Origin of the sequence: Shigella sonnei (genome assembly GCF_002950395.1) — a bacterium.
GTDB lineage: Bacteria > Pseudomonadota > Gammaproteobacteria > Enterobacterales > Enterobacteriaceae > ECMA0423.
Window position 1 is genome coordinate 2,323,385 of sequence record NZ_CP026802.1, and the last position, 26,760, is coordinate 2,350,144.

22 protein-coding genes, 7 tRNA genes and 1 pseudogene are annotated in these 26,760 nt (G+C 51.8%); 22 read left to right on the top strand and 8 right to left on the bottom strand.

Annotated elements, in window-relative coordinates; all coding sequences use genetic code 11:
• Positions 1–34: 34 nt before the first annotated feature.
• Both pgm and seqA read right to left on the bottom strand, forming a co-directional pair.
• Positions 35–1,675, bottom strand: coding sequence for a phosphoglucomutase (alpha-D-glucose-1,6-bisphosphate-dependent) (gene pgm, locus C1P89_RS12365; RefSeq protein ID WP_005141235.1), 1,641 nt, complete (start codon positions 1,673–1,675; stop codon positions 35–37).
• A gap of 25 nt (positions 1,676–1,700) precedes the next feature.
• Positions 1,701–2,246 carry a replication initiation negative regulator SeqA gene (seqA, locus tag C1P89_RS12370; protein WP_000848387.1) on the bottom strand — a complete coding sequence of 182 codons (546 nt, stop codon included), beginning with the start codon at positions 2,244–2,246 and terminating at the stop codon, positions 1,701–1,703.
• Positions 2,247–2,430: 184 nt separating this feature from the next.
• Here seqA and ybfF point away from each other — a divergent pair, with 184 nt between their 5' ends.
• From ybfF to fur, 5 genes are all read left to right on the top strand, one after another.
• Entirely contained in the window at positions 2,431–3,195 is a 765-nt protein-coding gene (gene ybfF / locus C1P89_RS12375) for an esterase (protein WP_000773285.1), read from the top strand.
• 139 nt (positions 3,196–3,334) lie between these two features.
• Positions 3,335–3,628 carry a LexA regulated protein gene (gene ybfE / locus C1P89_RS12380; protein ID WP_001300829.1) on the top strand — a complete coding sequence of 98 codons (294 nt, stop codon included), beginning with the start codon at positions 3,335–3,337 and terminating at the stop codon, positions 3,626–3,628.
• Positions 3,629–3,767: 139 nt separating this feature from the next.
• Positions 3,768–4,298: a flavodoxin FldA gene (fldA, locus tag C1P89_RS12385; RefSeq protein WP_001018618.1), complete on the top strand. Its 531-nt coding sequence runs from the start codon at positions 3,768–3,770 to the stop codon at positions 4,296–4,298.
• A gap of 209 nt (positions 4,299–4,507) precedes the next feature.
• Positions 4,508–4,594, top strand: coding sequence for a fur leader peptide (uof, locus tag C1P89_RS12390; RefSeq protein WP_001406816.1), 87 nt, complete (start codon positions 4,508–4,510; stop codon positions 4,592–4,594).
• On the top strand, positions 4,587–5,033 hold the full coding sequence (gene fur, locus C1P89_RS12395; RefSeq protein ID WP_000131702.1) for a ferric iron uptake transcriptional regulator: 447 nt from the start codon (positions 4,587–4,589) through the stop codon (positions 5,031–5,033). The genes uof and fur overlap by 8 nt, the downstream gene beginning before the upstream one ends.
• 84 nt (positions 5,034–5,117) lie before the next feature.
• Here fur and C1P89_RS12400 read toward each other — a convergent pair whose 3' ends face one another.
• The 4 genes and pseudogenes from C1P89_RS12400 to nagE form a co-directional block, all read right to left on the bottom strand.
• Entirely contained in the window at positions 5,118–5,444 is a 327-nt protein-coding gene (locus C1P89_RS12400) for a ChiQ/YbfN family lipoprotein (protein ID WP_000733572.1), read from the bottom strand.
• Positions 5,445–5,493: 49 nt separating this feature from the next.
• A pseudogene (gene chiP, locus C1P89_RS12405) lies at positions 5,494–6,900 on the bottom strand (chitoporin ChiP).
• Between the two features lie 577 nt (positions 6,901–7,477).
• Entirely contained in the window at positions 7,478–9,142 is a 1,665-nt protein-coding gene (gene glnS, locus C1P89_RS12415) for a glutamine--tRNA ligase (RefSeq protein WP_001287154.1), read from the bottom strand.
• Positions 9,143–9,400: 258 nt separating this feature from the next.
• Entirely contained in the window at positions 9,401–11,347 is a 1,947-nt protein-coding gene (gene nagE / locus C1P89_RS12420; protein WP_001023124.1) for a PTS N-acetyl glucosamine transporter subunit IIABC, read from the bottom strand.
• A gap of 332 nt (positions 11,348–11,679) precedes the next feature.
• Between nagE and nagB the strand changes: the two genes are divergently transcribed.
• Genes nagB through nagD form a run of 4 tightly spaced genes read left to right on the top strand, consistent with a single transcriptional unit; the run spans position 11,680 to position 15,717 of the window.
• Positions 11,680–12,480: a glucosamine-6-phosphate deaminase gene (nagB, locus tag C1P89_RS12425; RefSeq protein WP_001237072.1), complete on the top strand. Its 801-nt coding sequence runs from the start codon at positions 11,680–11,682 to the stop codon at positions 12,478–12,480.
• Between the two features lie 59 nt (positions 12,481–12,539).
• Positions 12,540–13,688, top strand: a complete 1,149-nt coding sequence (gene nagA, locus C1P89_RS12430; protein ID WP_000271169.1) for an N-acetylglucosamine-6-phosphate deacetylase — start codon at positions 12,540–12,542, stop codon at positions 13,686–13,688.
• A gap of 8 nt (positions 13,689–13,696) precedes the next feature.
• Positions 13,697–14,917, top strand: coding sequence for a DNA-binding transcriptional regulator NagC (nagC, locus tag C1P89_RS12435; protein ID WP_000187594.1), 1,221 nt, complete (start codon positions 13,697–13,699; stop codon positions 14,915–14,917).
• Between the two features lie 47 nt (positions 14,918–14,964).
• Positions 14,965–15,717 carry a ribonucleotide monophosphatase NagD gene (gene nagD / locus C1P89_RS12440; RefSeq protein ID WP_000153129.1) on the top strand — a complete coding sequence of 251 codons (753 nt, stop codon included), beginning with the start codon at positions 14,965–14,967 and terminating at the stop codon, positions 15,715–15,717.
• Between the two features lie 201 nt (positions 15,718–15,918).
• Here nagD and C1P89_RS12445 read toward each other — a convergent pair.
• Positions 15,919–16,616 (bottom strand): IS1-like element IS1A family transposase gene (locus C1P89_RS12445; RefSeq protein WP_094098222.1). Its coding sequence is split into 2 segments (ribosomal slippage): positions 15,919–16,367 and positions 16,367–16,616, totalling 699 coding nucleotides; the frame shifts between segments, so codons are not numbered across the junction.
• A 274-nt stretch (positions 16,617–16,890) separates the two neighbouring features.
• Here C1P89_RS12445 and asnB point away from each other — a divergent pair.
• The 8 genes from asnB (at position 16,891) to C1P89_RS12485 (ending at position 19,637) form a co-directional block, all read left to right on the top strand.
• Positions 16,891–18,555: an asparagine synthase B gene (asnB, locus tag C1P89_RS12450; protein WP_000337107.1), complete on the top strand. Its 1,665-nt coding sequence runs from the start codon at positions 16,891–16,893 to the stop codon at positions 18,553–18,555.
• A gap of 379 nt (positions 18,556–18,934) precedes the next feature.
• Positions 18,935–19,011: transfer RNA gene (locus C1P89_RS12455), tRNA-Met, on the top strand.
• Between the two features lie 8 nt (positions 19,012–19,019).
• A tRNA-Leu gene (locus C1P89_RS12460) sits at positions 19,020–19,104 on the top strand.
• A 23-nt stretch (positions 19,105–19,127) separates the two neighbouring features.
• A tRNA-Gln gene (locus tag C1P89_RS12465) sits at positions 19,128–19,202 on the top strand.
• 34 nt (positions 19,203–19,236) lie between these two features.
• Positions 19,237–19,311: transfer RNA gene (locus tag C1P89_RS12470), tRNA-Gln, on the top strand.
• 15 nt (positions 19,312–19,326) lie between these two features.
• Positions 19,327–19,403: transfer RNA gene (locus tag C1P89_RS12475), tRNA-Met, on the top strand.
• Positions 19,404–19,451: 48 nt separating this feature from the next.
• A tRNA-Gln gene (locus C1P89_RS12480) sits at positions 19,452–19,526 on the top strand.
• Positions 19,527–19,562: 36 nt separating this feature from the next.
• Positions 19,563–19,637, top strand: a tRNA-Gln gene (locus C1P89_RS12485).
• Positions 19,638–19,790: 153 nt separating this feature from the next.
• Here C1P89_RS12485 and ubiF read toward each other — a convergent pair.
• A complete protein-coding gene (gene ubiF, locus C1P89_RS12490) occupies positions 19,791–20,966 on the bottom strand; it encodes a 3-demethoxyubiquinol 3-hydroxylase (RefSeq protein ID WP_000184582.1) in 1,176 nt (391 codons plus the stop codon).
• A gap of 145 nt (positions 20,967–21,111) precedes the next feature.
• Here ubiF and miaB point away from each other — a divergent pair, with 145 nt between their 5' ends.
• From miaB to lnt, 5 genes are all read left to right on the top strand, one after another.
• Positions 21,112–22,536, top strand: coding sequence for a tRNA (N6-isopentenyl adenosine(37)-C2)-methylthiotransferase MiaB (gene miaB / locus C1P89_RS12495; RefSeq protein WP_000162733.1), 1,425 nt, complete (start codon positions 21,112–21,114; stop codon positions 22,534–22,536).
• A 152-nt stretch (positions 22,537–22,688) separates the two neighbouring features.
• Positions 22,689–23,729: a PhoH family protein gene (locus C1P89_RS12500; protein ID WP_001018040.1), complete on the top strand. Its 1,041-nt coding sequence runs from the start codon at positions 22,689–22,691 to the stop codon at positions 23,727–23,729.
• Entirely contained in the window at positions 23,726–24,193 is a 468-nt protein-coding gene (ybeY, locus tag C1P89_RS12505) for an rRNA maturation RNase YbeY (RefSeq protein WP_000084469.1), read from the top strand. Before C1P89_RS12500 ends, ybeY begins: the two co-directional genes overlap by 4 nt.
• An 89-nt stretch (positions 24,194–24,282) precedes the next feature.
• Entirely contained in the window at positions 24,283–25,161 is an 879-nt protein-coding gene (corC, locus tag C1P89_RS12510; protein WP_001278605.1) for a CNNM family magnesium/cobalt transport protein CorC, read from the top strand.
• A gap of 24 nt (positions 25,162–25,185) precedes the next feature.
• Positions 25,186–26,724 (top strand): apolipoprotein N-acyltransferase, encoded by a 1,539-nt coding sequence (lnt, locus tag C1P89_RS12515; RefSeq protein WP_000853031.1) that lies wholly within the window; start codon positions 25,186–25,188, stop codon positions 26,722–26,724.
• The last annotated feature ends 36 nt before the right edge of the window (positions 26,725–26,760 follow it).

Consider the following 26,760-nt stretch of genomic DNA (forward strand, 5'->3'; position numbering starts at 1 on the left):
GATCTTGCGACCGCCCTTTTTTTATTAAATGTGTTTACGCGTTTTTCAGAACTTCGCTAACAATCTCAACCGCTTCTTTCTCAATCTGCTTGCGATGTTCTTCACCGAGGAAGCTTTCGCAGTAGATCTTATATGCGTCTTCCGTGCCTGACGGACGCGCGGCGAACCAGCCGTTGTCAGTCATCACTTTCAGACCGCCGATAGAAGCACCATTGCCCGGTGCCGCCGTCAGGCGCGCGGTGATCGGGTCGCCTGCCAGGGTGCTGGCGCTCACCATTTCCGGAGACAGCTTAGACAGCGCCGCTTTTTGTGCGGAAGTCGCAGCTGCCTGCAAACGGTTGTAGCTCGGCGCACCAAAGCGTTTTGCCAGTTCGTTGTAGTGTTCCTGCGGGTTCTTACCGGTGACAGCGGTGATTTCCGCCGCCAGCAGACACATGATGATGCCGTCTTTGTCGGTGGACCACGGCGTGCCGTCGAAACGCAGGAAGGAAGCCCCTGCGCTCTCTTCGCCGCCAAAGCCGAAGCTGCCGTCGAACAGACCATCAACAAACCATTTGAAACCTACCGGGACTTCTACCAGCTTGCGGCCCAAGTCATTGACCACACGGTCGATCATCGCAGAAGAAACCAGCGTTTTACCGACAGCAACATCTTTGCCCCACTGCGGACGATGCTGGAACAGGTAGTTGATCGCCACCGCCAGGTAGTGGTTCGGATTCATCAAACCTGCCGGAGTGACGATACCGTGACGGTCATAATCCGGGTCGTTAGCAAACGCCAGATCGAACTTATCACGCAATGCCAGCAGGCCCGCCATCGCACACTCGGAGGAGCAGTCCATACGGATCGCGCCGTCTTTATCGAGGTGCATAAAGCGGAAGGTTTGATCGACCTGATCGTTAACGATGGTCAGGTTGAGGTTGTAATACTCGCCAATTCGCTTCCAGTATTCGATACCGGAACCACCCAGCGGATCAACGCCCAGCGTCAGGCCCGTTTTCTGAATCGCCGCCATATCAACGATATCGGCCAGACCTTCCACAAACTGCTGCACCAGATCCTGCTCTTTCACATGACCGGATGCCATCGCTTCGTCGAGGGAGATACGCTTCACGCCTTTCAGGCCATCGGCCATCAGTGCGTTGGCACGATCTTCCACCACTTTAGTGACGTTGGTATCAGCCGGGCCACCATTTGGCGGATTGTACTTGATACCACCATCTTCCGGCGGGTTATGGGAGGGTGTAATCACGATACCGTCTGCCAGCGGGCCACCTTTTTTATTATGAACCAGGATGGCATTGGAAACGGCAGGCGTCGGAGTGAAGCCATTGTTTTCCTGCACAATGACATCAACGCCGTTCGCTGCCAGCACTTCCAGTACGGAAATGAACGCAGGCTCGGACAGGGCGTGAGTATCTTTACCCACATAGCAAGGGCCAGTGATGCCGTTTTTCGCACGTTCTTCAGCAATTGCCTGAGCGATCGCCAGAATGTGCGGCTCGTTAAAGCTGTGGCGCGCTGCACTGCCACGGTGACCGGAAGTACCGAATTTCACCGCGTGCTCCGCATTCCCTGCTTCTGGTTTCAGTACATAATATTGCGCCGTCAGTTGGGCGACGTTAATCAAATCACTCTGTTGTGCAGGTTGGCCTGCACGATTGTGGATTGCCATTGCTTTGTCCTTTGTCTGCAACGTTTTAGATAGTTCCGCAAACCTTCTCAATCAATTCCGCCGGGAATTGCATCGACTGCATGATGTGTTCGATCATGCTGCATTTACGGCCGGTGTTGGTGTTGGTGATCACCCAATACGGCGTGCCTGGCACATGTTTCGGCTTGGTCTGATTACCATTTTTCAGCAGCGTTTGTTCATCTGCCGCAAAGTAAACGCGTGTACGACCGTGCAACGATTCCGTTGCTTCGGCAAACGCCTGGGCGTCAAGAGAATATAGTGTAGACAACAGCAGCATAAAGCGATTGACCGCTCGCTTTTGCTCTGCGTATTCGTCAGAAAGCAGAAGTTCACGCATTGCGCGAACCTTGTCTTTAATCGTTTTGACCGGCTTCGCTTCGACGATAGCAGGTGACGCAACGCGAACCTCTTTCGTCACCGGAGCAGCAGGCTGTGATGCGGCGGAAAATTTCAACATACGCCGTAAAATGTCGGATGCGCTCTCGCCGATATGCTTAGTGTGGCTGGCAATATAGCTGTAGAGTTCATCATCAACTTCAATCGTTTTCATCTTAATCCAGTACAGTGTCTTAGCTGAATACAAGTCGCCAAGAGTATATGAATAAATCCCGGCAGCGGATAGCGTCAAGCCTGGCTTGCAGAAAAACTCGGAATAAACCTTATTTGTTGCAGCCCTGTGGCACAATGGTCAACATAATACCCTAACCCGACAACGCGAAAAAAAGAACTTTGCCATGAAATTGAATATCCGCGCGCAAACTGCACAAAACCAGCACAATAATTCTCCCATCGTTCTTGTCCATGGTCTGTTTGGTAGCCTCGACAACCTTGGCGTACTGGCTCGCGATCTGGTAAACGATCACAATATCATCCAGGTTGATATGCGTAACCACGGTCTTTCACCGAGAGATCCGGTAATGAATTACCCGGCGATGGCGCAGGATCTTGTTGATACTCTGGATGCACAGCAGATCGACAAAGCAACATTTATCGGTCACTCCATGGGCGGTAAAGCGGTAATGGCACTTACGGCACTGGCCCGCGATCGCATCGATAAACTGGTGGCGATCGATATCGCACCGGTCGACTATCACGTACGCCGTCATGATGAGATTTTCGCGGCTATCAACGCGGTCAGTGAATCGGACGCACAAACTCGCCAGCAAGCAGCAGCAATAATGCACCAGCATCTTAATGAAGAAGGGGTGATTCAGTTTCTGTTGAAATCTTTTGTTGACGGGGAGTGGCGCTTTAACGTGCCGGTATTGTGGGATCAGTATCCGCATATTGTGGGTTGGGAGAAAATCCCGGCATGGGATCACCCTGCCCTGTTTATCCCTGGCGGCAATTCTCCGTATGTTAGCGAGCAGTACCGTGATGATTTACTGGCACAATTTCCACAGGCACGGGCGCATGTGATTGCAGGCGCGGGTCACTGGGTCCATGCTGAAAAACCGGATGCGGTATTACGCGCTATCCGTCGCTATCTCAATGATTAACGCAACTGATTAAAAACCCAGCGTCCGCGTCGCTTTCCGCGCGTGGGCGTTGGCGTGACTCATCGCGCTGATGTATTATGGCGCGCTATCCATCCGGGCAGAGGCCTGGCTGATTGTTTCCCCCGAAGTCACCAAGATCATGGCCAAAGAACAAACGGACCGTACGACATTAGATCTGTTCGCGCACGAGCGTCGACCGGGACGACCGAAAACTAATCCGCTTTCGCGCGATGAACAGCTGCGTATTAATAAACGCAACCAGCTAAAACGCGACAAAGTACGTGGCCTTAAGCGTGTCGAACTGAAGCTGAACGCGGAAGCTGTCGAGGCGCTGAACGAGCTGGCGGAGTCGCGCAATATGAGCCGTAGCGAACTGATCGAAGAGATGTTAATGCAGCAACTGGCGGCGCTGCGTAGTCAGGGCATCGTTTAAATTTCCACTTTCATGTAGCACAGTGTGCAGTCCTGCTCGTTTGCTGATTCCGCAAGACTGCCTGTTCTGCTATGATTGCCTTTATCCGTGGGCAATTTTCCACCCCCATTTCAATAAGTTTCAAGAGGTTATTTCACTCATGGCTATCACTGGCATCTTTTTCGGCAGCGACACCGGTAATACCGAAAATATCGCAAAAATGATTCAAAAACAGCTTGGTAAAGACGTTGCCGATGTCCATGACATTGCAAAAAGCAGCAAAGAAGATCTGGAAGCTTATGACATTCTGCTGCTGGGCATCCCAACCTGGTATTATGGCGAAGCGCAGTGTGACTGGGATGACTTCTTCCCGACTCTCGAAGAGATTGATTTCAACGGCAAACTGGTTGCGCTGTTTGGTTGTGGTGACCAGGAAGATTACGCCGAATATTTCTGCGACGCATTGGGCACCATCCGCGACATCATTGAACCGCGCGGTGCAACGATCGTTGGTCACTGGCCAACTGCGGGCTATCATTTCGAAGCATCAAAAGGTCTGGCTGATGACGACCACTTTGTCGGTCTGGCTATCGACGAAGACCGTCAGCCGGAACTGACCGCTGAACGTGTAGAAAAATGGGTTAAACAGATTTCTGAAGAGTTGCATCTCGACGAAATTCTCAATGCCTGATGTGATGCGGCGTAGACTCATGTCTACGCCGTATTAATAGATAATGCCAATCAAAATAATTGCTACAAATTTGTAACTTTTGCTGTTGTACCTGTACAATGTCCCGGTGTTCAAGTGGCCTTGCCGTTGTAAATGTAAGCTGTGCCACGTTTTTATTAACAATATTTGCCAGGGACTTGTGGTTTTCATTTAGGCGTGGCAATTCTATAATGATACGCATTATCTCAAGAGCAAATTCTGTCACTTCTTCTAATGAAGTGAACCGCTTAGTAACAGGACAGATTCCGCATGACTGATAACAATACCGCCCTAAAGAAAGCTGGCCTGAAAGTAACGCTTCCTCGTTTAAAAATCCTAGAAGTTCTTCAGGAGCCGGACAACCATCACGTCAGTGCGGAAGATTTATACAAACGTCTGATCGATATGGGTGAAGAAATTGGTCTGGCTACGGTATATCGCGTACTGAACCAGTTTGACGACGCTGGTATCGTCACCCGCCACAATTTTGAAGGCGGTAAATCCGTATTTGAACTGACACAGCAACATCACCACGATCACCTGATCTGCCTCGACTGCGGCAAGGTTATCGAATTTAGTGATGATTCCATCGAAGCGCGTCAGCGTGAAATTGCCGCAAAACATGGCATTCGCCTGACTAACCACAGTCTCTATCTTTACGGTCACTGTGCCGAAGGCGATTGCCGCGAAGATGAACATGCGCACGAAGGCAAATAAGCCAGCCTGAATGAGAAAAAGCCAACCTGCGGGTTGGCTTTTTTATGCAAGGGAAATAAGAAAAGCGAGAGTTACAGCTCTCACTTATTTGTTATTACTGCGAATTTCCTGCCAAACTTTATCACAATCGGCTTTCACCGCCTGATCATTTCCGGTTTGCGTTGCACGCAGACACTGCTGATAATCCAGTACGCGGACACTTTCCTGGTCGGCAAAATGCTGATGTTGTTTCTCTTTCTTCAGCACGTTTAACACGCTCTGGCAGGCTTCAATTTTTTCTGGCGAACCTTGTGCGGTGTTGATACAGGCGCTGTATGCCTCTTTCAGACGACTGTCTTCCTGTGGCGCGGTTGATTGCGCACAAGCTACCAGCCCCGATGCCATTATGGCGATGAGAATCAGTTTTTTCATAGCAAATTCCTCAAACGTGCGGCAGGCACAAAACCTGCCGCGTCGGGCATCAGAAGATGGTGAATGGTGCGATTACCATAAATTTCACGTCACGCTCATCCTGGAAGATGTTGCCGTAACCACCGCCCCAGCTTGGGATGTCGGAGTGGTTGTCGTATTCGGTGAAGTGCAGTTTGAACATCGTGCCTTTGGCGCGACCGTCCTGAATGGTGTAGACCGCATCCAGGCTGTATGCAGACTCTTCAATAGTCCGGTTTTTGTCGTAGTACGCATCCGGATTGCTCTGCTAGGTCGCAGGTTTAGCATCCCATGCGTAAACGTAGGAAGCGCCGATGGCGAAGCCTGGAAGATTCCAGTTTTTCAGGTCATACATCGCACCGAAGAAGACCGCTTTTTCGCCGTTAGCGTTGAAGTCGGAACGGTTATCCCACCAGATATCCAGGCGGCCGTTGGAGGAAGCGTAGGTTGGAGTCATACGTTGCAGGAAGTATCCCTGCTGACCGTCAGCCTTAACCCAGGTGCCTTCGAGGCGCAAATCCACTACGTCAGCCGCCCGGTAACCAAAGGTCAACGCTTGCAGCCAGGCGGTGCCGTCATAAAGGTCGTTGACGCTGCGATCGTCAACTTTATCGCGCGTACCATAGAACTGGTAGCTGGTGGTTAACGGGCTACCGGCGATATCAAATTTGTAGCTGGCTTTGGCAAAATATTGATCGATATACCCTTCCGCCTGACCAAATGCCGCTTCCAGTACGAAGTTATTTTTGAAGTCGTATTTCGCCCCAAGGGAGTGCAGATAATCAACTTTGGTGGTTTTATCGTTCTGATAAAACTCATCCATTTCCAGATGCCACGGCGCTTTGTATTCGTTGGTCCACATGTAGGAGAAACTCAACGCACCAGCATCGCCGTAATCAAAATTCGCCCCGGCTTCCGCCCCCTGATAAGTACCTGGCATAAAGCTCCAGTGCGGCGCTAACAGCGTTTGACCAGTTGGCTGAATGTAACCTGCCCTCGCCCAAACCGGACCGTATTTAAATTTGGCCGCAGCTTTATACAGGCTTATACCGCTTTTGTCGCCGGACCAGTCTTCGTCATAGGCTTTATTACTTTTTGAAAACGCGATTTCGTTCGGGTGGGAGCTGTCGCCGTTTTCCGCCATTTCAATCGCCGTAAACGCAGCAATATCAAGGCCGAACATATCAGCAGCATAACCGGACTGAAAATCGAGGTTGGCATTCCAGGTGGAGTGAGAAAGGTTGGTTTTGTATTTGTCGCCGTCGGTAACATCTTTACGGTCGCGTTCACGCTGCCAGTAATATATACCGCCGGTTAAGGTTGAATCGTCGATGAATCCTTCGGCGCGAGCCTCCGGCATTGCCATAAAGCCCGACATTGCTGTAACACCGGCGATAGCCAGCGCCAGCGTACTATGTTTGCCACTAAACGTACGCATGGGTTAATCCTCTTTGACGTATAAATTGCTGCACCAAAGGTGAACAGCGAAAAAATAAAAATTAAAAAAGTAGCGTTGAGAAAAGTCTCGCTGACTACAGGAACAGACTATTTTTCGCGACGCGAATTATCAATCTCTTTCTGTAACCAGAATGTAAGAACATGAGCAACCGCACATATTTTGATGATTTTTGTTACAAGGCTTAAGTTTGCGGTTGAAAGGCTTGCAGAAGAATAAAAGCGTGAAATTCCAGCAAGATGAAAGCGGTTACATTTTATTTAATTATGTTTTGTTATTTTAAATTTATTTTATGGATAAATTGCGAAGCGGAATTAATTCGCGAAGAAAAGCAGAAAAAACGCCGCTGAACGCGGCGTTTTGGATTGTTTGCATATTTCTTGCCGGATGCGGCGTGAACGCCTTAACCGGCCTACAAAAGCACGCAAACTCAATATATTGCAGAGATCATGTAGGCCTGATAAGCGTAGTGCATCAGGCAATTTAGCGTTTGAAACTGTTTGTCTGTTCCTTGCCGGATGCGACGTAAACGCCCCATCCGGCATAGCGAAACTTAAAATTACTCGCCTACTTTCGCCCAGGTATCACGCAGCCCAACGGTGCGGTTAAATACCGGTTTTTCCGCCGTAGAATGGCGGCTATCGAGGCAGAAGTAACCTTCACGCTCAAACTGGAATGCTTTACCCGCAACCGCATCTTTCAGCGACGGTTCAGCAAAGCCCTGTTTGATCACCAGCGATTCCGGGTTAATCACCGACAGGAAATCATCCGCAGCACCAGGGTTCGGCACGCTGAACAGACGGTCGTACAGACGGATTTCAACCGGCAGCGCATGTGCCGCGCTCACCCAGTGAATAACACCTTTGACTTTACGACCATCTGCCGGATCTTTGCTTAAGGTGTCGGCGTCATAAGTACAGAAGATGGTGGTGATATTGCCTTCGGCATCTTTCTCCACGCGTTCTGCCTTAATGACGTAAGCATTACGCAGACGCACTTCTTTACCCAGCACCAGACGTTTGTACTGCTTGTTAGCTTCTTCGCGGAAATCGGCGCGATCGATCCAAATCTCACCGCTAAACGGCACCTGGCGGCTACCCATTTCCGGTTTGTTCGGATGGTTCGGCATGGTAACCATTTCGCCTTCGCCCTGATAGTTTTCGATAACCAGTTTCACCGGATCGATAACCGCCATTGCGCGCGGGGCGTTTTCGTTGAGATCTTCACGGATGCAGGATTCCAGCGACGCCATCTCAATGGTGTTGTCCTGCTTGGTCACGCCGATGCGTTTGCAGAACTCACGAATAGAAGCAGCAGTGTAACCACGACGACGCAGACCGGAAATGGTCGGCATACGCGGGTCATCCCAGCCTTCAACGTGCTTGTCGGTCACCAGCAGGTTCAGCTTACGCTTGGACATCACAGTGTATTCCAGATTCAGGCGCGAGAATTCGTACTGGCGCGGGTGAACAGGAATGGTGATGTTGTCCAGCACCCAGTCGTACAGGCGACGGTTGTCCTGGAACTCAAGCGTACACAGAGAGTGCGTAATACCTTCCAGGGCATCGCTGATGCAGTGGGTGAAGTCGTACATCGGGTAGATGCACCACTTGTTGCCAGTCTGGTGGTGTTCAGCAAATTTAATGCGGTACAGCACCGGATCGCGCATCACGATAAACGGTGAAGCCATGTCGATTTTCGCACGCAGGCAGGCTTTACCTTCTTCAAAACCACCGGCACGCATTTTTTCGAACAGCGCCAGGTTCTCTTCAACGCTGCGGTCGCGGTACGGGCTGTTTTTACCCGGTTGCGTCAGGGTGCCGCGGTATTCGCGGATCTGTTCCGGCGTCAGTTCATCAACGTACGCCAGGCCTTTATTGATCAGTTCGATCGCATAGGCGTGGAGCTGATCAAAATAATCGGAGGAGTAACGGACGTTACCAGACCAGTGAAAACCTAACCACTCTACGTCGTTTTTGATCGACTCAACATACTCGATATCTTCTTTTACCGGGTTAGTGTCGTCGAAACGCAGGTTGCACTGGCCTTTATAGTCCTGGGCGATCCCGAAGTTCAGGCAGATAGATTTCGCATGGCCAATATGCAGATAGCCATTCGGCTCCGGCGGGAAACGGGTGTGTACTGTGGTGTGCTTACCACTGGCCAGATCTTCATCGATGATCTGACGGATAAAGTTAGTCGGGCGGGCTTCTGCCTCACTCATCGTGGATTCCTCAAAGCGTAAACAACGTATAACGGCGTATGATCTTATAAGCGGGACAGGCTGACAACTGTTAGTTAGCGAAAATCGAAAATCTCACTGAGATTATGGGGATGATTGATGAAAAAAAAAGCGGCAGAGAAGATCTCCACCGCTTTTGCCAGTCCCGCGTCATTGTTGGATGCGCGTCTTATCCAACCAGGACTGAGCTTTTGTAGGCCTGATAAGACGCGTCAAGCGTCGCATCAGGCATAAAGCAGATTACTTTTTGATTTCATACAGCGGTGTTTGACCCGCCACAACATTGCCCTGAGCTTTAATGATCAAGCCACTGAAATCGTCGATATTGCTGCAAACCACCGGGCTAATCATCGAACGGGCGTTAGCGTTCAGGTAATCCAGATCCATTTCCAGAATCGGTTGCCCTGCGCTCACCTGCGCGCCCTCTTCCACCAGACGTTTAAAGCCTTTACCTTCCAGCGCTACGGTGTCGATACCCATGTGGACGACAATCTCCGCGCCTTTTTCGGTTTCTAGGCAGAACGCGTGGTTGGTGTTGAAGATTTTCACGATTGTCCCTGCGGCTGGTGATACGACGATTTTATCTGTCGGTTTCACCGCCACACCGTCACCCACCGCTTTGCTGGCGAATGCTTCGTCAGAAACCTGATCCAGTGCCACGACATCACCGGTAATCGGCGATACCAGCTCCGCGATAGATACCGCGTTTGGTACAGCCTGCGGTTTTGCTACAGGAGCGGCAGTTGCCGGAGTTGCTTCAGCTGACGCAGCTGCTACCGGGCCACGGGCAACGACTTTCTTCATCGCATCGCCAATGGATTCTGCTTTCGCGCCAACAATCACCTGAATGGTCTGTTTGTTCAGTTTTACTACACCAGAAGCACCCAGACGTTTACACATCGCATCGTTGACGCGAGCTGAGTCAGCCACGGTAAGGCGCAGACGGGTAATACAGGCGTCAATCGCTTTCAGGTTGTCAGTACCGCCAACCGCAGCAATATAGTTGGTTGCCAGTTGAGTCAGACCTTCTTCAGTATTGCTGTTAGCCTCTTCAGTTACGATCTCGTCTTCTTTATCTTCACGACCCGGCGTTTTCAGGTTGAACATGCGGATAACCAAACTGAACACCACGAAGTAGATAGCGAAGAAGACAACACCCATCACCAGCAGCATCCAGACGTTCTGGCTGGCGGCCGGCAGGTTATACATCAACGCGTAGTCGATAGCCCCCGCAGAGAAAGAGAAGCCAGCATGGATACCCAGCAGCGTTGCCACAAACAGGCTGATACCGGTCAGCAGTGCGTGCAGGAGGTACAGCAGCGGAGCAAGGAACATGAACAGGAATTCCAGCGGCTCAGTCACACCGGTCAGGAACGCAGTAACAGCAACAGAAAGCAGCATCCCGCCAACCATCGGACGACGCTCTTTCGGTGCTGCGAAGTACATCGCCAGCGCCGCACCCGGCAGACCGAACATCATGATCGGGAAGAAGCCGGACATGAACATCCCCGCGGTGCCGTCACCAGCGTAGAAACGGTTGATGTCGCCGTGGAAAACCGTACCCGCCGCGTTGGTGAATTCACCAATCTGGAACCAGGCGATGGTGTTCAGCACCTGATGCAGACCGGTTGGGATCAGCAGACGGTTGATGAAACCAAAGATACCGGAACCCAGCGCGCCTGCAGAAACGATCCACTCGCCGCCTGCATGGATAGCGTGCTGTACTGGCGGCCAGACGTAACCAAAAATGGCCGCCAGCACCAGGCAGAAGAAGCCGGTGGCAATCGGCACAAAGCGTTTGCCGCCGAAGAAGCTCAGGAAGTCCGGCAGTTTAATATCGGACCAACGGTTATAGGCTGCGCCACCAACCAGACCGGTAATGATACCCGCCAGTACACCCATGTTAATTTCTGGGTTGATGGTCACCATCGCTTTGGTTAACACAAAGTAACCTACCGCACCCGCCAGCGCCGCCGCACCTGCGCTGTCTTTCGACCAGCTGGATGCCACACCGATGGCGAAGATTAATGCGAGGTTATCAAAAATCGCACCGCCCGCCTGGGCAATAAACGCAACGTTAAGTAAATCTGGCTGACCGAATCGCAGCAACAGTGCCGCCACCGGCAGCACCGCGATAGGGAGCTGTAACGCCCTACCGAGTCGCTGGAAAAAACCTAAAATATTCATCTTATTCCCCCTACGAGAACCCTATTTGGCTCGTTTAAAGCCGTATTTTTATTTTGCTGCAAATTGTACTGCCGATGTTCTGTAATCAGATTGTTAGATCATCTGCTACAGAGTGTGTGAAAATTTAATTCGTATCGCAAATTAAACGCGTGCCTTTTGTGAGTTTTGTCACCAAATATCGTTATCATCACTCCCTTTTACTGGCTAAAGCAGAAAACTTATTTTATCATTCAAAAAATCAGGTCGGATTGACGCCTGTCTGCGCAAATCCAGGTTACGCTTAAAGATGCCTAATCCGCCAACGGCTTACATTTTACTTATTGAGGTGAATAATGAGACTGATCCCCCTAACTACCGCTGAACAGGTCGGCAAATGGGCTGCTCGCCATATCGTCAATCGTATCAATGCGTTCAAACCGACTGCCGATCGTCCGTTTGTTCTGGGCCTGCCGACTGGCGGCACGCCGATGACCACCTATAAAGCGTTAGTCGAAATGCATAAAGCAGGCCAGGTCAGCTTTAAGCACGTTGTCACCTTCAACATGGACGAATATGTCGGTCTGCCGAAAGAGCATCCGGAAAGCTACTACAGCTTTATGCACCGTAATTTCTTCGATCACGTTGATATTCCAGCAGAAAACATCAACCTTCTCAACGGCAACGCCCCGGATATCGACGCCGAATGCCGCCAGTATGAAGAAAAAATCCGTTCTTACGGAAAAATTCATCTGTTTATGGGCGGTGTAGGTAACGACGGTCATATTGCATTTAACGAACCGGCGTCTTCTCTGGCTTCTCGTACTCGTATCAAAACCCTGACTCATGACACTCGCGTCGCGAACTCTCGTTTCTTTGATAACGATGTCAATCAGGTGCCAAAATATGCCCTGACTGTCGGTGTTGGTACATTGCTGGATGCCGAAGAAGTGATGATTCTGGTGCTGGGTAGCCAGAAAGCACTGGCACTGCAGGCTGCAGTTGAAGGTTGCGTGAACCACATGTGGACCATCAGCTGTCTGCAACTGCATCCAAAAGCGATCATGGTGTGCGATGAACCTTCCACCATGGAGCTGAAAGTTAAGACTTTAAGATATTTCAATGAATTAGAAGCAGAAAATATCAAAGGTCTGTAATTGTTATCCCTGCCCTGGCTCCTTGCTCAGGGCAATATTTTTTAAAATCGGGGGGCAGAATGTATGCATTAACCCAGGGCCGGATCTTTACCGGCCACGAATTTCTTGATGACCACGCGGTTGTTATCGCTGATGGCCTGATTAAAAGCGTCTGTCCGGTAGCGGAACTGCCGCCAGAGATCGAACAACGTTCACTGAACGGGGCCATTCTCTCCCCCGGTTTTATCGATGTGCAGTTAAACGGCTGCGGCGGCGTACAGTTTAACGACACCGCTGAAGCGGTCAGCGTGGAAACGCTGGAAATCATGCAGAAAGCCAATGAGAAATCAGGCTGTACTAACTATCTGCCGACGCTTATCACCACCAGCGATGAGCTGATGAAACAGGGCGTGCGCGTTATGCGCGAGTACCTGGCAAGACATCCGAATCAGGCGTTAGGTCTGCATCTGGAAGGTCCGTGGCTGAATCTGGTAAAAAAAGGCACCCATAATCCGAATTTTGTGCGTAAGCCTGATGCCGCGCTGGTCGATTTCCTGTGTGAAAACGCCGACGTCATTACCAAAGTGACCCTGGCACCGGAAATGGTTCCTGCGGAAGTCATCAGCAAACTGGCAAATGCCGGGATTGTGGTTTCTGCCGGTCACTCCAACGCGACGTTGAAAGAAGCGAAAGCCGGTTTCCGCGCGGGGATTACCTTTGCCACCCATCTGTACAACGCGATGCCGTATATTACCGGTCGTGAACCGGGCCTGGCGGGCGCGATCCTCGACGAAGCTGACATTTATTGCGGTATTATCGCTGATGGCCTGCATGTTGATTACGCCAACATTCGTAACGCTAAACGCCTTAAAGGCGACAAACTGTGTCTGGTTACCGACGCCACCGCGCCAGCAGGTGCCAACATTGAACAGTTCATTTTTGCGGGTAAAACAATATACTACCGTAACGGACTTTGTGTGGATGAGAACGGTACGTTAAGCGGTTCATCCTTAACCATGATTGAAGGCGTGCGTAATCTGGTCGAACATTGCGGTATCGCACTGGATGAAGTGCTGCGTATGGCGACGCTCTATCCGGCGCGTGCGATTGGCGTTGAGAAACGTCTCGGCACACTCGCCGCAGGTAAAGTAGCCAACCTGACCTCATTCACACCTGATTTTAAAATCACCAAGACCATCGTTAACGGTAACGAGGTCGTAACTCAATAAGAGAAAGTATGACACCAGGCGGACAAGCTCAGATAGGTAATGTTGATCTCGTAAAACAGCTTAACAGCGCGGCGGTTTATCGCCTGATTGACCAGTACGGGCCAATCTCGCGGATTCAGATTGCCGAGCAAAGCCAGCTTGCCCCCGCCAGCGTAACCAAAATTACGCGTCAGCTTATCGAACGCGGGCTGATCAAAGAAGTTGATCAGCAGGCCTCCACCGGGGGCCGCCGCGCTATCTCCATCGTCACCGAAACCCGCAATTTCCACGCAATCGGCGTACGGCTTGGTCGTCACGACGCCACCATCACCCTGTTTGATCTCAGCAGCAAAGTGCTGGCAGAAGAACATTACCCGCTGCCGGAACGTACCCAGCAAACGCTGGAACATGCCCTGTTGAATGCCATTGCTCAGTTTATTGATAGCTACCAGCGCAAACTGCGCGAGCTGATCGCGATTTCGGTGATCCTGCCAGGGCTTGTTGACCCGGACAGCGGCAAAATTCATTACATGCCGCATATTCAGGTAGAAAACTGGGGGCTGGTAGAAGCTCTGGAAGAACGTTTTAAAGTGACCTGTTTCGTTGGTCACGATATCCGTAGTCTGGCGCTGGCGGAGCACTACTTCGGTGCAAGTCAGGATTGCGAAGACTCCATTCTGGTGCGTGTCCATCGCGGAACCGGGGCCGGGATTATCTCTAACGGGCGCATTTTTATTGGCCGCAACGGTAACGTCGGTGAAATTGGCCATATTCAGGTCGAACCGCTGGGTGAACGCTGCCACTGCGGCAACTTTGGCTGCCTGGAAACTATCGCCGCCAACGCTGCCATTGAACAACGGGTGTTGAATCTGTTAAAGCAGGGCTACCAGAGCCGCGTGCCGCTGGACGACTGCACCATCAAAACTATCTGCAAAGCCGCGAACAAAGGCGATAGTCTGGCGTCGGAAGTAATTGAGTATGTCGGTCGTCATCTGGGTAAAACCATCGCCATTGCTATCAACTTATTTAATCCGCAAAAAATTGTTATTGCCGGTGAAATCACCGAAGCCGATAAAGTGCTGCTCCCTGCTATTGAAAGCTGCATTAATACCCAGGCGCTGAAGGCGTTTCGTACTAATCTGCCGGTGGTACGTTCTGAGCTGGATCACCGCTCGGCAATCGGCGCTTTTGCGCTGGTAAAACGCGCCATGCTCAACGGTATTTTGCTCCAGCATTTGCTGGAAAATTAATGTGCTTTTATAGTGGCGCTTATTGTTGTCAATATTCTGGGTAGTCCATGACCATTAAAAATGTAATTTGCGATATCGACGGCGTGCTGATGCACGATAACGTCGCCGTACCGGGTGCAGCGGAATTTTTGCACGGGATTATGGATAAAGGCCTGCCGCTGGTGTTGCTGACCAACTATCCTTCGCAGACCGGGCAAGATCTGGCGAACCGCTTTGCCACTGCCGGTGTCGATGTGCCGGATAGCGTGTTTTATACCTCTGCGATGGCGACCGCCGATTTCCTGCGTCGCCAGGAAGGCAAGAAAGCATATGTGGTGGGCGAAGGCGCACTGATTCATGAACTGTACAAAGCCGGTTTCACTATTACCGATGTGAACCCTGATTTCGTGATTGTTGGCGAAACGCGTTCCTACAACTGGGACATGATGCATAAAGCGGCCTATTTCGTCGCTAACGGTGCACGCTTTATCGCCACCAACCCGGACACCCACGGGCGCGGTTTTTATCCCGCTTGTGGCGCGTTGTGTGCAGGGATTGAGAAAATCTCCGGGCGCAAACCGTTCTATGTTGGTAAGCCCAGCCCGTGGATCATCCGCGCAGCATTAAACAAAATGCAGGCGCATTCGGAAGAAACGGTGATTGTCGGCGATAACTTGCGCACCGACATTCTGGCGGGCTTCCAGGCAGGTCTGGAAACGATTCTGGTGCTTTCTGGTGTTTCATCGCTCGACGATATCGACAGTATGCCGTTCCGCCCAAGCTGGATTTACCCGTCAGTCGCTGAAATCGACGTTATCTGAATACCACCCACGTCTGCGGACGTGGTTGGCTCTGATGACAAACGCCAAACTGCCTGATGCGCTACGCTTATCAGGCCTACGCAGCTCCTGCAATATATTGAATTTTCATGCTTTTGTAGGCCGGATAAGGCGTTCACGCCGCATCCGGCATGAACAAATCGCACTTTATCAGCAATTTGGCCCCCGGGTAATGACTCCAACTTATTGATAGTGTTTTATGTTCAGATAATGCCCGATGACTTTGTCATGCAGCTCCACCGATTTTGAGAACGACAGCGACTTCCGTCCCAGCCGTGCCAGGTGCTGCCTCAGATTCAGGTTATGCCGCTCAATTCGCTGCGTATATCGCTTGCTGATTACGTGCAGCTTTCCCTTCAGGCGGGATTCATACAGCGGCCAGCCATCCGTCATCCATATCACCACGTCAAAGGGTGACAGCAGGCTCATAAGACGCCCCAGCGTCGCCATAGTGCGTTCACCGAATACGTGCGCAACAACCGTCTTCCGGAGACTGTCATACGCGTAAAACAGCCAGCGCTGGCGCGATTTAGCCCCGACATAGCCCCACTGTTCGTCCATTTCCGCGCAGACGATGACGTCACTGCCCGGCTGTATGCGCGAGGTTACCGACCGCGGCCTGAGTTTTTTAAGTGACGTAAAATCGTGTTGAGGCCAACGCCCATAATGCGTGCAGTTGCCCGGCATCCAACGCCATTCATGGCCATATCAATGATTTTCTGGTGCGTACCGGGTTGAGAAGCGGTGTAAGTGAACTGCAGTTGCCATGTTTTACGGCAGTGAGAGCAGAGATAGCGCTGATGTCCGGCAGTGCTTTTGCCGTTACGCACCACCCCGTCAGTAGCTGAACAGGAGGGACAGCTGATAGAAACAGAAGCCACTGGAGCACCTCAAAAACACCATCATACACTAAATCAGTAAGTTGGCAGCATCACCTGGCCCCCGTAAAATATAACCATTCAATAAAACCCGCTAAAAATTATCGATTCATCAATAAATACATCCTCACACCAGCCCCTTTTTCACCAATCGACAATCACCATTACGTTTTTTATTTTTTCACCGCCAAATCGCTTGCGCACAGTGCTGCTTTGCGGCATTTTTTTAAACAAGCAAACACAACAAGCAACAAATACCAGGTTAACGGAGAAGGTTATGTGTTCAATTTTTGGCGTATTCGATATCAAAACAGACGCAGTTGAGCAGCGTAAGAAAGCACTCGAGCTGTCACGCCTGATGCGTCATCGTGGCCCGGACTGGTCCGGTATTTATGCCAGCGATAACGCCATTCTCGCTCACGAACGTCTGTCAATTGTTGACGTTAACGCGGGGGCGCAACCTCTCTACAACCAACAAAAAACCCACGTACTGGCGGTAAACGGTGAAATCTACAACCACCAGGCATTGCGCGCTGAATATGGCGATCGTTATCAGTTCCAGACAGGGTCTGACTGTGAAGTGATCCTCGCGCTGTATCAGGAAAAAGGGCCGGAATTTCTCGACGACTTGCAGGGCATGTTTGCCTTTGCCCTGTACGACAGCGAAAAAGATGCCTACCTGATTGGTCGCGACCATCTGGGGATCATCCCACTGTATATGGGGTATGACGAACACGGTCAGCTGTATGTGGCCTCAGAAATGAAATCGCTGGTGCCAGTTTGCCGCACGATTAAAGAGTTCCCGGCGGGGAGCTATTTGTGGAGCCAGGACGGCGAAATCCGTTCTTATTATCATCGCGACTGGTTCGACTTTGATGCAGTGAAAGATAACGTGACCGACAAAAACGAGCTGCGTCAGGCTCTGGAAGATTCCGTTAAAAGCCATCTGATGTCTGATGTGCCTTACGGTGTGCTGCTTTCTGGTGGTCTGGATTCCTCAATTATTTCCGCTATCACCAAGAAATACGCAGCCCGTCGCGTGGAAGATCAGGAACGCTCTGAAGCCTGGTGGCCCCAGTTACACTCCTTTGCTGTAGGTCTGCCGGGTTCACCGGATCTTAAAGCAGCCCAGGAAGTGGCAAACCATCTGGGCACGGTGCATCACGAAATTCACTTCACTGTACAGGAAGGTCTGGATGCCATCCGCGACGTGATTTACCACATCGAAACTTATGATGTGACCACTATTCGCGCTTCAACACCGATGTATTTAATGTCGCGTAAGATCAAGGCGATGGGCATTAAAATGGTGCTGTCCGGTGAAGGTTCTGATGAAGTGTTTGGCGGTTATCTTTACTTCCATAAAGCGCCCAACGCTAAAGAACTGCATGAAGAGACGGTGCGTAAACTGCTGGCCCTGCATATGTATGACTGCGCGCGCGCCAACAAAGCGATGTCAGCCTGGGGCGTGGAAGCACGCGTTCCGTTCCTCGACAAAAAATTCCTTGATGTGGCGATGCGCATTAACCCGCAGGATAAAATGTGCGGTAACGGCAAAATGGAAAAACACATCCTGCGTGAATGTTTTGAGTCATACCTGCCCGCAAGCGTGGCCTGGCGGCAGAAAGAGCAGTTCTCCGATGGCGTCGGTTACAGTTGGATCGACACCCTGAAAGAAGTGGCGGCGCAGCAGGTTTCTGATCAGCAACTGGAAACTGCCCGCTTCCGCTTCCCGTACAACACGCCAACCTCAAAAGAAGCGTATCTGTACCGGGAGATCTTTGAAGAACTGTTCCCGCTTCCGAGCGCCGCTGAGTGCGTGCCGGGCGGCCCGTCCGTCGCGTGTTCTTCCGCTAAAGCGATTGAGTGGGATGAGGCGTTCAAGAAAATGGACGATCCGTCTGGTCGTGCGGTTGGCGTTCACCAGTCGGCGTATAAGTAAGAAATGCGAAACAGCCCCGGTGAAATCCGGGGCTGTTTCAGTTATTGAGGTGCTTGTTGATTCTGATATGCAGTAAGGAAATGTTCCGGGTTTGCCACATCACTGTTTGACAACTCATCACTGTAGGCCAGTATTTCATAGATTAATTTCCCACCACCATTGTTGAATTCCGAATTTCATCCTGTATGACAAAAGAATGGCTGTAGGGTGGGGAAAAAACACAAAGTAAACAATAATTGACGAATATAGCGCCACGCTGTTCGCAACCTAACCAAACAGTCACTTTCGAGCAATTTTCCTTGAAAAAGAGGTTGACGCTGCAAGGCTCTATACGCATAATGCGCCCCGCAACGCCGATAAGGTATCGCGAAAAAAAGATGGCTACGTAGCTCAGTTGGTTAGAGCACATCACTCATAATGATGGGGTCACAGGTTCGAATCCCGTCGTAGCCACCATCTTTTTTGCGGGAGTGGCGAAATTGGTAGACGCACCAGATTTAGGTTCTGGCGCCGCAAGGTGTGCGAGTTCAAGTCTCGCCTCCCGCACCATTCACCAGAAAGCGTTGTACGGATGGGGTATCGCCAAGCGGTAAGGCACCGGTTTTTGATACCGGCATTCCCTGGTTCGAATCCAGGTACCCCAGCCATCTTCTTCGAGTAAGCGGTTCACCGACCGGTTATTGGGGTATCGCCAAGCGGTAAGGCACCGGTTTTTGATACCGGCATTCCCTGGTTCGAATCCAGGTACCCCAGCCATCGAAGAAACAATCTGGCTACGTAGCTCAGTTGGTTAGAGCACATCACTCATAATGATGGGGTCACAGGTTCGAATCCCGTCGTAGCCACCAAATTCTGAATGTGTCGAATACGTTCGGCAAATTCAAAAACCAATTTGTTGGGGTATCGCCAAGCGGTAAGGCACCGGATTCTGATTCCGGCATTCCGAGGTTCGAATCCTCGTACCCCAGCCAATTTATTCAAGACGCTTACATCGTAAGTGCACCAGTTGGGGTATCGCCAAGCGGTAAGGCACCGGATTCTGATTCCGGCATTCCGAGGTTCGAATCCTCGTACCCCAGCCACATTAAAAAAGCTCGCTTCGGCGAGTTTTTTGCTTTTCTGCGTTCATTCAATGTCGAATGCGATGTTGACACGTCTTATCCTTCAATGTCGGATGCGACGCTGCCGCGTCTTATCCGACCTACGGTTGGCACGCATCCGGCAATGTTGTAAGGCTACAACCCTAACGCATATTTCAGCGCCTGACGTTTCAACACGCCAGCACGCTCTGCCGCCATTAACCCGAGATTACGCACAAAACGCAGCGGCGGCAGATTATTACTGAATCCGGCATAAAACAGATCCATACCACTTTGCATAATGAAGTTATCCGCCATGCGCCGCATCTGGTAACGCTTGAGGACAGGATAACTGGCCCACGCTTCACCGTAGCTGCGGGCATTCACCAGAACATCAATCAGGGCATCGACATCACGATAACCAAGATTCACCCCCTGCCCCGCCAGCGGATGGATGGTATGCGCGGCATCGCCCACCAGCGCAAGCCCCGGCTGCACATACTGCAACGCATGTCGGCGCGTCAGCGGAAACGCACCAGCGGCAAGCGGTGTAACGTAACCCAGACGCGACGGGAAATGCTTCGCGATTTCCGCCTGGAATTGCGCCATATTCATATTCTGCAACTGGCGAATACGCGCCGGAGAGTCATACCACACCAGCGATGCCCAGTTATCAAACAACGGCAGAAACGCACGCGGTCCGTCCGGGGTAAATTGCTGCCAGGTGCTGTCGCCGGGATCGTTCTCACACTGTACGCTAATCAACATGCACGACTGCGCATACTGCCAGGCATGAACGCCAATTCCCGCCATCTGCCGCACCTGAGAATTTGCGCCGTCGGCACCAATCACCAGTTTCGCGCGGATCGTTTCACCGCCCTTCAGTTCCAGCTCCTGAAGATCATTATCTCGATGTAATGCAATCAGCGAGCCTGGCACACGTAACGTTACTTTCGGATGCGCTTCCAGCGCCTGCCACAGCGCCTGTTGCAGGACGGTGTTTTCCACCATATAGCCAAGCAACGGTAGCTTAAGTTCAGCGGCGTCAAACACCACATGCGCCGTTTCCCACTCCCACGTTTCCAGTCTGCGGTAAGGATGGCAACGCATAGCCTGTACTGCATCCCAGACCCCTAACCCTTTAAGCAATGATACCGATGCGGCGCTGATCGCCGAGATCCGCACGTCCGGTTGGCTATCAGCGACAAACGGTGCAGGTTCTGCGTGCTCGATCACCGTTACCGAAAATCCGTGCTGTGCCAGCCCCAGCGCCAGCGCGCCGCCGACCATTCCTCCGCCGACAATGGCAATTTCCGTTGGTTGATTTGTCATGGTCAATCATCCTGTTAGCAATATGCTTTAAGTTTACAGGATTTTTACCCCCAAGGGCTGATAACGCTCATACTGGTCACAACGGCAGCAAAGCATTACACTATACGCCCTGCATTCCTGGCTACTATTTCGCAAGAGCAAGTCGATGACCAAAAAACTCCATATTAAAACCTGGGGCTGTCAGATGAACGAGTACGATTCATCGAAGATGGCCGATCTGCTGGATGCCACCCACGGCTATCAACTGACCGACGTGGCGGAAGAAGCGGATGTGCTGCTGCTGAACACCTGCTCAATCCGCGAGAAGGCTCAGGAAAAAGTCTTCCATCAGTTGGGTCGCTGGAAACTGTTAAAAGAGAAGAATCCAGACCTGATTATCGGCGTCGGTGGCTGCGTGGCATCGCAAGAAGGCGAGCACATTCGCCAGCGCGCCCACTATGTCGATATTATTTTTGGGCCGCAAACGCTGCACCGTCTGCCGGAGATGATCAACTCCGTGCGCGGCGACCGCAGCCCGGTTGTAGATATCAGCTTCCCGGAAATCGAGAAGTTTGACCGTCTACCGGAACCGCGCGCCGAAGGGCCGACCGCGTTTGTCTCCATCATGGAAGGCTGCAATAAATATTGCACCTACTGCGTGGTGCCTTACACCCGTGGTGAAGAGGTAAGCCGTCCGTCTGACGATATTCTGTTTGAGATTGCCCAGCTTGCGGCTCAGGGCGTGCGTGAAGTCAACCTGCTCGGTCAGAACGTGAACGCCTGGCGTGGTGAAAACTACGACGGCTCCACCGGATCGTTTGCCGATCTGCTGCGTCTGGTTGCTGCGATCGACGGGATCGATCGTATTCGCTTTACCACCAGCCATCCGATCGAATTCACCGACGATATCATCGAAGTGTATCGCGACACGCCGGAGCTGGTGAGCTTCCTGCATCTGCCGGTACAAAGCGGTTCCGATCGCATTCTGAACCTGATGGGCCGTACTCACACGGCGCTGGAGTACAAAGCGATCATCCGTAAACTGCGTGCGGCGCGTCCGGATATTCAGATCAGTTCTGACTTCATTGTTGGCTTCCCTGGCGAAACCACCGAAGACTTCGAGAAAACGATGAAGCTGATTGCCGACGTCAATTTCGACATGAGCTACAGCTTTATCTTCTCTGCACGTCCGGGTACACCAGCCGCCGATATGGTTGATGATGTTCCGGAAGAAGAGAAGAAGCAACGTCTGTATATTCTGCAAGAACGTATCAATCAGCAAGCGATGGCATGGAGCCGCCGGATGCTCGGCACCACCCAGCGTATTCTGGTAGAAGGGACTTCGCGTAAGAGCATCATGGAGCTTTCCGGGCGTACCGAAAATAACCGCGTGGTCAACTTCGAGGGCACACCGGATATGATCGGTAAATTCGTCGATGTAGAAATTACCGACGTCTACCCGAACTCTCTGCGCGGTAAAGTGGTGCGTACTGAAGATGAAATGGGTCTGCGCGTGGCAGAAACACCGGAATCGGTGATTGCCCGTACCCGCAAAGAAAACGACCTTGGCGTGGGTTATTATCAGCCGTAATTCTCAGGCCCGCCGTTCCGGTGGGCCTTGTTTTTTCTCTCTTTATCCCCATCTTTATCGCAATGCTTGCGCCTTTTTCCTGTGGCGTGAATAATTTCCTTATAGGCCGGTGAATGTTCAGCTTCCGGCGGCATACAGATAAGAGGAACGGTTTGAACATAGACACTCGCGAAATCACCCTGGAGCCAGCAGACAACGCGCGTCTGTTGAGCCTGTGCGGCCCGTTTGATGACAACATCAAGCAGCTCGAACGCCGTCTCGGCATCGAGATCAATCGCCGCGACAACCACTTTAAACTGACCGGCCGTCCGATTTGCGTCACCGCTGCGGCAGACATTCTGCGTAGCCTGTATGTCGATACAGCCCCGATGCGCGGTCAGATTCAGGATATCGAACCGGAACAGATCCACCTTGCGATTAAAGAAGCGCGAGTACTGGAGCAAAGTGCGGAGAGCGTGCCGGAGTACGGCAAAGCGGTCAATATCAAAACCAAACGCGGCGTAATTAAGCCGCGCACGCCAAACCAGGCGCAGTACATCGCCAATATTCTCGACCATGACATTACCTTCGGCGTTGGCCCGGCGGGTACGGGTAAAACCTACCTGGCAGTGGCTGCGGCAGTTGATGCCCTGGAGCGTCAGGAGATTCGCCGTATTCTGCTGACTCGTCCGGCGGTCGAAGCCGGTGAGAAACTGGGCTTCCTGCCTGGCGATTTAAGCCAGAAAGTAGACCCGTATCTGCGCCCACTGTACGACGCGCTGTTTGAAATGCTGGGCTTTGAGAAAGTTGAGAAACTGATTGAGCGCAACGTTATTGAAGTCGCGCCGCTGGCCTATATGCGTGGTCGTACGCTGAACGACGCGTTTATCATTCTCGATGAGAGCCAGAACACCACCATCGAACAGATGAAGATGTTCCTGACCCGTATCGGTTTTAACTCAAAAGCGGTTATCACCGGCGACGTCACACAGATCGACCTGCCGCGTAATACTAAATCAGGCTTACGTCACGCCATCGAAGTGCTGGCCGATGTCGAAGAGATCAGCTTTAACTTCTTCCACAGCGAAGACGTGGTTCGTCACCCTGTGGTGGCGCGTATCGTTAACGCCTATGAAGCCTGGGAAGAAGCCGAACAAAAACGAAAAGCGGCGCTGGCGGCAGAACGCAAGCGCGAAGAACAGGAACAAAAATGAGTCAGGTGATCCTCGATTTACAACTGGCATGTGAAGATAATTCCGGGTTACCGGAAGAGAGCCAGTTTCAAACATGGCTGAATGCGGTGATCCCGCAGTTTCAGGAAGAATCGGAAGTGACTATTCGCGTGGTCGATACCGCCGAAAGCCACAGTCTGAATCTGACCTATCGCGGTAAGGATAAGCCGACCAACGTGCTCTCCTTCCCGTTTGAAGTGCCGCCTGGCATGGAAATGTCGCTACTGGGCGATCTGGTTATCTGCCGTCAGGTGGTTGAGAAGGAAGCTCAGGAGCAAGGCAAACCACTGGAGGCGCACTGGGCGCATATGGTGGTGCACGGCAGTCTGCATTTGTTAGGTTACGATCACATCGAAGATGACGAAGCAGAAGAAATGGAAGCCCTCGAAACAGAGATTATGCTTGCTCTGGGCTATGAGGATCCGTACATTGCCGAGAAAGAATAATTTGCCAGGCATTTGACTGGCAGACGTCCCCGCCGTTGGTGATTAACGACGGCGTTTTGATTAACTAACATGAGAACCCATACGACGCCATGAGCGACGACAATTCACACAGTAGTGACACGATAAGCAACAAGAAGGGATTTTTCTCCCTGTTACTCAGCCAACTTTTCCACGGTGAACCGAAAAACCGTGACGAACTGCTGGCGCTGATCCGTGATTCCGGGCAGAACGACCTTATCGACGAAGATACGCGCGATATGCTCGAAGGGGTGATGGACATCGCAGACCAACGCGTTCGCGACATCATGATCCCCCGCTCCCAGATGATTACCCTGAAACGCAACCAGACGCTGGACGAATGCCTTGATGTCATCATCGAGTCCGCCCACTCACGTTTCCCGGTGATTAGCGAAGACAAAGATCACATTGAAGGGATTCTGATGGCGAAAGACTTGCTGCCGTTTATGCGCAGCGATGCTGAAGCCTTCAGCATGGACAAAGTGTTACGTCAGGCGGTTGTCGTTCCTGAAAGTAAGCGCGTAGACCGGATGCTGAAAGAGTTTCGCTCTCAGCGTTACCACATGGCGATCGTCATTGACGAATTCGGTGGGGTTTCCGGTCTGGTGACCATTGAAGACATCCTGGAACTGATTGTTGGTGAGATTGAAGACGAGTATGACGAAGAAGATGATATCGACTTCCGTCAGCTGAGTCGTCATACCTGGACCGTGCGTGCACTGGCTTCCATTGAAGACTTCAACGAAGCGTTCGGCACCCACTTTAGCGATGAAGAGGTTGACACTATCGGTGGTCTGGTGATGCAGGCATTTGGGCATCTTCCGGCGCGTGGCGAAACTATCGACATCGACGGTTACCAGTTCAAAGTGGCGATGGCCGACAGTCGGCGTATTATTCAGGTTCATGTCAAAATCCCGGATGACTCACCCCAGCCGAAGCTGGATGAATAAAACCGAAACTGGATAGATAACTACATGGCTTTTGCCTCATTAATTGAACGCCAGCGCATTCGCCTGCTGCTGGCGTTATTATTCGGTGCCTGCGGAACGCTGGCCTTCTCTCCTTACGACGTCTGGCCTGCGGCGATTATTTCGTTGATGGGGCTTCAGGCGTTGACCTTTAACCGCCGTCCACTCCAGTCTGCCGCTATTGGCTTTTGCTGGGGATTTGGCCTCTTTGGCAGCGGTATTAACTGGGTCTATGTCAGCATCGCGACCTTTGGCGGAATGCCTGGCCCGGTTAACATCTTCCTGGTGGTGCTGCTGGCGGCGTATTTGTCGCTGTATACCGGACTGTTTGCTGGCGTGCTGTCGCGTCTGTGGCCGAAAACCACCTGGCTGCGCGTGGCGATTGCCGCCCCTGCTCTCTGGCAAGTGACCGAGTTTCTGCGCGGTTGGGTACTGACAGGCTTCCCGTGGTTACAGTTCGGCTATAGCCAGATTGATGGCCCGTTAAAAGGGCTGGCACCGATAATGGGCGTGGAAGCCATTAACTTCCTGCTGATGATGGTTAGTGGCCTGCTGGCACTGGCGTTGGTCAAACGCAACTGGCGTCCGCTGGTGGTGGCCGTCGTGCTGTTTGCCCTACCCTTCCCGCTGCGTTACATCCAATGGTTTACCCCGCAACCGGAGAAAACCATTCAGGTTTCGATGGTTCAGGGCGATATTCCGCAATCACTGAAATGGGATGGAGATCAGCTTCTTAATACGCTGAAGATTTACTACAACGCAACGGCTCCGCTGATGGGCAAATCATCGTTGATTATCTGGCCGGAGTCGGCGATAACCGATCTGGAAATTAATCAGCAACCGTTCCTCAAAGCACTGGACGGTGAGTTGCGCGATAAAGGTAGCTCGCTGGTAACCGGGATTGTCGACGCGCGTCTCAATAAGCAGAACCGCTACGATACCTACAACACCATCATCACACTGGGTAAAGGTGCACCATACAGCTACGAATCAGCCGATCGCTATAACAAAAACCATCTAGTGCCGTTTGGCGAGTTTGTCCCGCTGGAGTCGATTCTGCGTCCGTTAGCACCGTTCTTTGATCTGCCGATGTCGTCGTTCAGCCGTGGGCCATATATCCAGCCGCCGCTGTCGGTAAATGGTATTGAGCTTACTGCGGCTATTTGCTACGAGATCATTCTCGGCGAGCAAGTGCGCGATAACTTCCGCCCGGATACCGACTATCTGCTGACTATCTCCAACGATGCGTGGTTTGGTAAGTCTATTGGTCCATGGCAGCACTTCCAGATGGCGCGAATGCGTGCGCTGGAGCTGGCGCGCCCACTGTTGCGCAGCACCAACAACGGCATTACGGCGGTGATTGGCCCGCAGGGGGAGGTTCAGGCGATGATCCCGCAGTTCACCCGCGAGGTGTTGACCACTAATGTGACACCGACCACCGGACTCACACCGTATGCACGTACCGGCAACTGGCCACTGTGGGTGCTGACGGCGCTGTTTGGTTTTGCCGCTGTGTTGATGAGTCTGCGAGCACGTAAACGTTGATGTGCCTGATGTATCCTGCATGAGCAAAACGTACTT

Bases quoted from the DNA above. Each gene is read 5' to 3' on its own strand.
- pgm (WP_005141235.1), bottom strand. From the start codon at position 1,675: ATGGCAATCCACAATCGTGCAGGCCAACCTGCACAACAGAGTGATTTG.
- seqA (WP_000848387.1), bottom strand. From the start codon at position 2,246: ATGAAAACGATTGAAGTTGATGATGAACTCTACAGCTATATTGCCAGC.
- ybfF (WP_000773285.1), top strand. From the start codon at position 2,431: ATGAAATTGAATATCCGCGCGCAAACTGCACAAAACCAGCACAATAAT.
- ybfE (WP_001300829.1), top strand. From the start codon at position 3,335: ATGGCCAAAGAACAAACGGACCGTACGACATTAGATCTGTTCGCGCAC.
- fldA (WP_001018618.1), top strand. From the start codon at position 3,768: ATGGCTATCACTGGCATCTTTTTCGGCAGCGACACCGGTAATACCGAA.
- uof (WP_001406816.1), top strand. From the start codon at position 4,508: ATGATACGCATTATCTCAAGAGCAAATTCTGTCACTTCTTCTAATGAA.
- fur (WP_000131702.1), top strand. From the start codon at position 4,587: ATGACTGATAACAATACCGCCCTAAAGAAAGCTGGCCTGAAAGTAACG.
- C1P89_RS12400 (WP_000733572.1), bottom strand. From the start codon at position 5,444: ATGAAAAAACTGATTCTCATCGCCATAATGGCATCGGGGCTGGTAGCT.
- glnS (WP_001287154.1), bottom strand. From the start codon at position 9,142: ATGAGTGAGGCAGAAGCCCGCCCGACTAACTTTATCCGTCAGATCATC.
- nagE (WP_001023124.1), bottom strand. From the start codon at position 11,347: ATGAATATTTTAGGTTTTTTCCAGCGACTCGGTAGGGCGTTACAGCTC.
- nagB (WP_001237072.1), top strand. From the start codon at position 11,680: ATGAGACTGATCCCCCTAACTACCGCTGAACAGGTCGGCAAATGGGCT.
- nagA (WP_000271169.1), top strand. From the start codon at position 12,540: ATGTATGCATTAACCCAGGGCCGGATCTTTACCGGCCACGAATTTCTT.
- nagC (WP_000187594.1), top strand. From the start codon at position 13,697: ATGACACCAGGCGGACAAGCTCAGATAGGTAATGTTGATCTCGTAAAA.
- nagD (WP_000153129.1), top strand. From the start codon at position 14,965: ATGACCATTAAAAATGTAATTTGCGATATCGACGGCGTGCTGATGCAC.
- asnB (WP_000337107.1), top strand. From the start codon at position 16,891: ATGTGTTCAATTTTTGGCGTATTCGATATCAAAACAGACGCAGTTGAG.
- ubiF (WP_000184582.1), bottom strand. From the start codon at position 20,966: ATGACAAATCAACCAACGGAAATTGCCATTGTCGGCGGAGGAATGGTC.
- miaB (WP_000162733.1), top strand. From the start codon at position 21,112: ATGACCAAAAAACTCCATATTAAAACCTGGGGCTGTCAGATGAACGAG.
- ybeY (WP_000084469.1), top strand. From the start codon at position 23,726: ATGAGTCAGGTGATCCTCGATTTACAACTGGCATGTGAAGATAATTCC.
- corC (WP_001278605.1), top strand. From the start codon at position 24,283: ATGAGCGACGACAATTCACACAGTAGTGACACGATAAGCAACAAGAAG.
- lnt (WP_000853031.1), top strand. From the start codon at position 25,186: ATGGCTTTTGCCTCATTAATTGAACGCCAGCGCATTCGCCTGCTGCTG.